Below are 6,726 nucleotides of genomic sequence, written 5' to 3'. Positions count from 1 at the left end.
CCAATGCGGGTGCGGAGACTTTTTGCTTCCTTTTGGGTCTTTCCAAAAGGGAGTCGCTGTAAAAGCGAAAGGGGCCTTCGGCCACCCTGGAGATGCCGGATAAGCCCGCGGATTTCAGTAGCAACTCTGAGATCGTCATGGCGACCCGAATTCAAGTGAGCTAATCCGTTTTACGTGTTGATGCAGACTCACCTTTTCGGCACGGTGAGCAAGCCTTCCGGTCAAGGCTTCAACAACTGCATCTGCTGACGATAATCATCCGTCACCTGCCGCGCCTGGCTGGCGCTGGTCACCACACGGGGCGTGATCAACACAATCAGTTCGGTGCGGTCACGGCTTTTGGAAGTGGACCCAAACAACCAACGCAGCCCGGGGATCCTCGACAGGCCCGGCACGCTGGAGGTTGATTCGGCATTGTCCTGTTTGATCAACCCGCCAAGCAGCACGGTCTGTCCGCTCTGCACGGCAACCTGCGTGGACACCGAGCGCGTCGAGATGCTGGGGTTGGGCTGCGTCGTGGTCACGCTACTGGTGTCGGCATCGCTGACCTGCTGTTTTATGTCCATGTACACCAGGCCCCCCGGATTGATCCTTGGGGTCACGTCCAGGATCACCCCGGTCTGCACGTACTCGACGCTGCTCAACGTGGTGGCAGAACTGGTCGTGTTGACCGTAGTCTGGGTGATGGGGATGTTGTCGCCGACCTGGATCTGCGCTGCCTGATTGTTCATCACCACCAGCGACGGTGCCGACAGCACCTGAGTGCGTCCGTTGGTTTCCAAGGCATGCAAGGCCACCTGCAAGTGGCTGCTGACGAAGGAGTAGAACAACGCATCGGTACTGCCCAGGCTAGCCCCCCCACTGCCCAGCGCACCTTGACTACCCGTGCTGTTGGCCACTGTGGTGCTGGTCGAGTTACCCGCCAGTTTGCCCAAGTACCATTGCACCCCCAAGTCCAGATCGCCAGACAATTTCACTTCAAGAATGCGCGTTTCGATCTGCACCTGCAGCGGCAGGTTGTCCATGCGTTTGATGGCCGATTCGATCTCTTTCCATTGCGCAGGACGGGTGCGCACCAGCAGTTGGTTGGTGCTTTTCTGCGCGGTGATGCGCACGCTTTCTTCAAGACTTTTCTGACTGCCCTGGGTCTCCTGTGCGCTGCTGGAGTCGTCGTTTTGTGTTTCGTCCGCGCTTTCGTCACTGTCGTCACTGTCACTTTGATCAGTGCTTTGCGTGTCGGTGCCGGAATGGGTGGCAAGGCCACCGGTAGCGGTGCTGCCCGAAGTGCTGCTGCCGGTACTAGTGAGCGAAGACAGCGTCGCCGTGCGCAGGCCGGGCGCTACCTTGGCGGCGGTGTCTTCCTTGATCGCCCCTGTGCCGTAGATCTGGCGCAGGTACTTGGCCAGGTCCGAGGCCTTCATGTTGCGCACATCGTAGACGTACATCTGTGGCTCGTTGCCGCCGCCCTCGTCGATGGTCTTGATCCAGTCCCCCACTTCCTGCAAGTACGCAGGCTGAGCAGAGATGGCGACGATGGAGTTGGTTCGCTCATTAGGCAAAAACTTGACCATGCTCCCCAGCGGCATGCCGTTGTCGGGGCCGAAAACTTTCTGCAGTTGCGGCATCAGTTCGCCCACCGAGGCGTGCTGCAAGGCATACACGCCGATGGACATGCCCTTGAGCCAATCGACGTCGAAGGTGTCGATGGTGTCCTGGTAGTTGGCCAACTCGTCGGCGGTACCGGCCAGGCTCAGCACATTGCGCGCCGGGTCCACCAACAGGAAAGCATTCTCGCGCACGAAGGGTTTGAGCAGCTTCTGCATCTCTGTCGCACCGATGTAGCGCAGCGGGTAAAGCCGTGCGGAAAGACCCGCGGACGGTTGCGCCACGGGCATTTCCGGTACCAGTTTGCCGGCCACTGCCTGGGCGGCGGGCAGGATGATGTAGCGGTCGCCCTGGCGGATCATGGCGTTGTTGGTCCAGGACAGCAGCGTTTCCAGAATGGACAGCGCTTGCTGTTTGTTCACAGGCTTTGAGGTGGAAAAGCTGACGTTGCCTTTGACCTCGGGGGTGATGCTGTAGTTGGCGTGCAGCAGGTCGCCCATGACCGTGTTGATGACGGCCTCGATGGGCTGGTCGGTAAAGTTGAAGACCACGTCGCCCGGGAGATCTGTACCGGCCACCTTGATCGGTGGCTGCGGATGAATGAAGCGCTGGGTGCCGACAATGATCTGCCGCTGGGCCGGTGCCGTCACCGCGCGCGCAACAGCAGGCTCGCTGCCCGGTTGCGGGGTCGCCGGCCGCTGCGCGCCTGTGCCGTTCATGGCCTCGTTGATCAAGGCCGGTTCGTTGTGGGTGTCCTGCTGCCAGGCACAGCCACTCAGGGAAATGGCCACAGCCAGGCTCAGCAGTGGGCTACGCAGTTGCGTGGAAAACCGGGTTGAAGCGTAGTGAAAGGTCATGGTGTGACTACGTGTGAAGGTGGCAAAACAGGGGCTGCAGCGGGCGCCGGCAGGCGCGGTACGGGCAGGTTCAGGGTTTGCGTCTGTCCCTGACGCTGGAAAGTGACGCTGGTGGCGGTCAGCTGTTGCACCGTCCAGCCGTTGTCCAGGCGGTCGCCCGGCTGGAGCTTGAGTGCGCGCTTGTCACGCTGGCGCAGCAATGCCCATTGCTCCTTGCCGTGGAGCATCACGCCGCCCAGCGCCAGGCCGTCCAGGGAAGTGCTGGCAGCGCTGGCACGGGCCAGGTCAGGCTGGCGATCCGGGCTGAACAGGGGCTGTTGCCAGGCCACCGCCCGCTCTTCGCTGGACAGATCGGCGACTGCCAGCGCCACGGGTGCGGGGTTATTGACCTTGGGCAGTGCGGCTACCGGCAGCCAGACCAGCGCGCGCGGGTTGGCCAAGGCGCACCAGGCGAGGGCTGCCACCAGGGCGGTAATCAGCAGCCAGAGGGTAGCGGTCAGCGGCTTCATGCCTGGGGCTCCCTGGCGGCCGCGAGGTAACCGCGCAGCAACAGTTGCACCTTGAGTCGACCGGGGCCGCCGGAGGACGCCGCCGTGGTGGGGCGATGAACACTCAAATCCTCGACAAACAGCGTGGGCTGCGAATACTCGAAATCATGCAACAGGCGCATCAAAGGCTCAGTGGCGCATTCCAGCGTCAGGCTCACCTTGACCTGCCGATACGGTACCGTCGCGTCTTGCTCGGGCACCATGGGCATGCGCTGCGTCACGACGCAGCCCGGCCCGACCAGGGCCTGGGCCTTGACCCTGTCGACAGCGTATTGCATCAACTGCGCGGCCGCCGCGTTGGCGTCTTCGCCGGCCAGCAGGCTGGCGCGGCTGTCCGGGTCCTGACGGGCCTGATCGAGTGACGCACGCAGCGCCGGCCCCTGTTCCAGCACGCGGGCATAGCGCTGGTGCTGGCTTTGCAGCAGCTGCGCCTGCTCATCCAGTGCCGCCATGGGCGTGGCGAACCAACTGTCGATCAGCACGTACCAGCCTGTCCACAATAGCAACGCCAGCAGGGCCAGCGCTGCGATGCGACGTTCATTGACGGTCAGGGCGCGGCGCATCAGGGCTCTCCTGTGTGAGGTGGGCGACCAGCGAAAAGCGGTCATTGCCGCTCTGCGGGTCGGGCTGGATGACCCCTTGAAATTGCGGCCCCTGCACGCTGAAGCACGCCGAGACTCGGCCGATCAAGGCACTGGCATGCTTGCTTTGCCCGGTCAGAGAGAGGTCTGTCCCGTCCTGGACCTGTAACTGTTCAAGCCAGGTGTCGTCGCCCAGGCAAGCGCTCAAATCGGCCAGCATGAGGCTGACGGTGGGCCGCTGGGACTTCAGGCGGCTGAGGTAGCTGGCGGCATCACGGGTAACCTGCAACTCGCGCCGGGAAGTTTCCAGCTCGGCCACCTCGGCGCGCTGGCTCATGACCGCCTCGCGCAGGCGCTCCACCTGCCCTTGGCGCTGGTTCAGGGTGGTCACCATCAAGGCCACCAGCAACACCAGCGCAATGCCCGCCAGCATCCGGTTGCGACGCGCCGCCACCGCCACTTTCGGGCGCAGCGCAGCGGGCAACAGGTCACCGGGCAGGATCGGTCCCGGGGGAGCCTGCACGCGCAGGCCGATCACACTCAGGCCAGCAACCGCCGACTGTTGCAGGATTGCGGCCAGGCGTTCCTGAGCGATGGCCAGCAGCAATACCGAGGCCCGGCCCGCCGCCTGGCCCACCACGGTCGCCGTGAAATGCACCTGCTCCGGGGCAAAGGGGGTGTATTTGTCGATCTCGAACGCCAGCACACGCAGCAGGTCCCGGGTGGCCGTGGTGGGCAACGCGATGTGCTGCACCAGCACCTCATGGGGCGCCAGCAACAACACGGCCGGCCGCGTCGGGTCCGCCGCTGCGGTCAAGGGCCAGGCCAGCCGCTGCATCTTGGGCCCCAAGGTCACCTGGTCGCGCAGGCGCACCGGTAGCAGGCCATGCAATTCCAGCAACCAGGCCTGCAACCCGCGCCGGGCGAGACTGGCCCACCAGCGGTTGTTCCATTCGGTCGCGAGCTGCTGCAGATGCCGCAGCGCGCTTGAAAATAATGCCATCATTCTTGCCAGCGCAGGACACGGTATGGCCTGGCGCCCTCCTTTGCCGAAGTCAAAATCAAGGTCACTCGCAACTCCGCGTGCCCGCCATCAGGCAGGCGTGCCTCGCTGTCGAGGGTGAATATCTGCCCCGCCTGCGGATTGGCTGCCCGGGCCGCCGGCAAGCCCAATGCTCGAGCCAGCTGCGGGGGCGCCAGGCTGGGGTCCGGTTGGGCCTCTCCCGACCACACCGTCACCAGCGGTGCCATGGCGCGGTACAGCTCGAAACTCATGCCGGGCAACGCGCGCAACGCTTCCACGGTGCGCACGGGTGCCGGGCCGTTGCGCTGTTGCTCAAGCGCCCGGGAAATAGCCTCGGCGGCCTGAGGCGAAGCGCCGGCGCTTTGCAGCAAGCGCCGTACGGCACTCAAAGGTGCGGAGTTGAGGTCCAGCTTGCCGCGCTCGCTGCGCACCCTCACCACCAGTCCCGCATCACCCAGACGCGCGATGTGCGGCTGCCCATCAGCCGCCCAGCGGGCCGCCGGATCACGGGCCTGCAGCGCAATCACGGCCTGATCGATACCGCCCTCGGCCGCCAACAGCGCCTGAGTCTGCCCTCCCAGCCACTGCGCCTGGTGCAGTTGCAGTTGCACCGTGGCCGCCAGCGCCGCCAGCAACACGCTGAGCAACGCCAATAACCACAACACCAGCAACAGCGCTACGCCACGCTCAGGCTTCATCCGGCATCGGGCTCGCTGGCCAGGTCCAGGTGCAGGTTCACTTCCTCGGTGACCCACGCCACCGGGCCGCCCAACCGGGCCTGGATGCGCACCTGCCGAGGCAACCGCTGCGGCCACGGCCAGGCCGTCAGCCAGCCACTGTCCTGAGCCAGTGGCGACAAGCCGCGATAACTGAAACTGACCTGCTCGACATCTCCCAGCAGGGGCTGAAACTCACCCACCGGCGCTAACGCCTGGCCATCGAGCAAGGCAAAACGCACCAGCAAACGGTGCTCGCTGTGGCTGACCTGCTGCTGATAGAGGCCGCCCCCGAGGGCGTCCGGCAAGGGTGCAAAAAACACCATGTGCTCGGCCTCCCCGATAAACCGGACCGGCTGACCGGCGGCCGGGGAACCCGCCGCCACCGGCAACGCCTGAGCGATCCCCATGCGCAAGTACTGCTGGGCAGCGCGAATTTCATCCAGCCGCGCACTGAAACGCTGGGACTTGGCCTGAGAGGCCGTGGCACTCAACAAAAAGGTACCGATCAGGCCCAGCAGCATCCCCAGCAAACTCAACACCACGAGCATTTCCAGCAAGGTAAAGCCTGACTGACGCCTCATGGCGGGGTGCCCCCACTGCGGGCCCTGAGGGTGCTGAACAGCACCTGGTGGCGACCGTCCCGGACTGTCAGATCAATGCGCCACAGGCGCGCCGCGCCGGCAACCACCGGCACCTCGGACACCTCGCGCTGCCAGCTCAGGTCATCCCACTGCCCTTCACGGCGGCCCGCCTGCAAGGGGCCGGCCTCCAGATCGTCCATCACCGAGCGTGCGGCCAGACTCATGCGGTCGCGGCTGGCCACTTGTTGCAAGGTGCGCGCGCCTTGCCCGAAGGCCACCAGCAAGACGCTGGCACACAGCGCCAGTACCGCCAGCGCGGCGAGCATTTCAAGCAAGGTGAAACCGCGCTGCCCCCCTTTCATGGCAGCTCACGGGCCACAACGGTACCCGTCAGCCAACTCACATCGATGCGCCACTGACGCGCCTCACGGCTGATCAGCACGTTGCCACCGCTGGAGCCGCCATCCGGGTAAAACGCGTACGCAGCGCCAAGCTGTTCGGAGGTCTGCAAGCGCACCTGCCAGTCGGCAGGCCAATGCACAGGCTGCTTGCCGAGTGCCTGTACGGTGCGTTGCTGCAGGTCGAAGACCGCTCGCGTCGGCTGGCCACTGACCACTGCCATGACCCGCGCCGCCCGCAGCGTGTCGACCATCTGCGTCAACGCCTTGCGCTCGGCTGCCGCATGCAGGCCACGACCAAGGCCGACCCCCAGCAGCACCATGGCCACGCCGATGAGCACGATCACCACGAGCATCTCGAGCAAGGTGTAGCCGCGATCACGCCGCACCGGGGCCGCCCACGTGGCAGACAT

8 protein-coding genes are annotated in these 6,726 nt (G+C 64.8%); all 8 read right to left on the bottom strand.

Features of this window, described 5'->3' with window-relative positions:
• Positions 1-221 precede the first annotated feature (221 nt).
• Genes gspD through HB675_RS09210 form a run of 8 tightly spaced genes read right to left on the bottom strand, consistent with a single transcriptional unit; the run spans position 222 to position 6,726 of the window.
• A complete protein-coding gene (gene gspD / locus HB675_RS09245) occupies positions 222-2,462 on the bottom strand; it encodes a type II secretion system secretin GspD (RefSeq protein ID WP_213877908.1) in 2,241 nt (746 codons plus the stop codon).
• A complete protein-coding gene (locus HB675_RS09240; RefSeq protein WP_213877906.1) occupies positions 2,459-2,971 on the bottom strand; it encodes a type II secretion system protein N in 513 nt (170 codons plus the stop codon). The genes gspD and HB675_RS09240 overlap by 4 nt, the downstream gene beginning before the upstream one ends.
• Positions 2,968-3,573, bottom strand: coding sequence for a type II secretion system protein GspM (gene gspM / locus HB675_RS09235; protein WP_213877904.1), 606 nt, complete (start codon positions 3,571-3,573; stop codon positions 2,968-2,970). Before gspM ends, HB675_RS09240 begins: the two co-directional genes overlap by 4 nt.
• Positions 3,548-4,594, bottom strand: coding sequence for a type II secretion system protein GspL (locus HB675_RS09230; RefSeq protein ID WP_213877903.1), 1,047 nt, complete (start codon positions 4,592-4,594; stop codon positions 3,548-3,550). The genes gspM and HB675_RS09230 overlap by 26 nt, the downstream gene beginning before the upstream one ends.
• Entirely contained in the window at positions 4,594-5,313 is a 720-nt protein-coding gene (locus HB675_RS09225) for a type II secretion system protein GspK (protein ID WP_213877901.1), read from the bottom strand. Before HB675_RS09225 ends, HB675_RS09230 begins: the two co-directional genes overlap by 1 nt.
• Positions 5,310-5,915 carry a prepilin-type N-terminal cleavage/methylation domain-containing protein gene (locus tag HB675_RS09220; RefSeq protein ID WP_213877899.1) on the bottom strand — a complete coding sequence of 202 codons (606 nt, stop codon included), beginning with the start codon at positions 5,913-5,915 and terminating at the stop codon, positions 5,310-5,312. Before HB675_RS09220 ends, HB675_RS09225 begins: the two co-directional genes overlap by 4 nt.
• Positions 5,912-6,277, bottom strand: a complete 366-nt coding sequence (locus HB675_RS09215; RefSeq protein ID WP_213877897.1) for a prepilin-type N-terminal cleavage/methylation domain-containing protein — start codon at positions 6,275-6,277, stop codon at positions 5,912-5,914. Before HB675_RS09215 ends, HB675_RS09220 begins: the two co-directional genes overlap by 4 nt.
• Positions 6,274-6,726 carry a GspH/FimT family pseudopilin gene (locus tag HB675_RS09210; protein ID WP_213877889.1) on the bottom strand — a complete coding sequence of 151 codons (453 nt, stop codon included), beginning with the start codon at positions 6,724-6,726 and terminating at the stop codon, positions 6,274-6,276. Before HB675_RS09210 ends, HB675_RS09215 begins: the two co-directional genes overlap by 4 nt.

This window comes from Pseudomonas sp. dw_358, from assembly GCF_018449655.1.
In the GTDB taxonomy this organism is placed as follows: Bacteria; Pseudomonadota; Gammaproteobacteria; order Pseudomonadales; family Pseudomonadaceae; genus Aquipseudomonas.
This window is presented reverse-complemented; position numbering and strand designations above follow the sequence as displayed.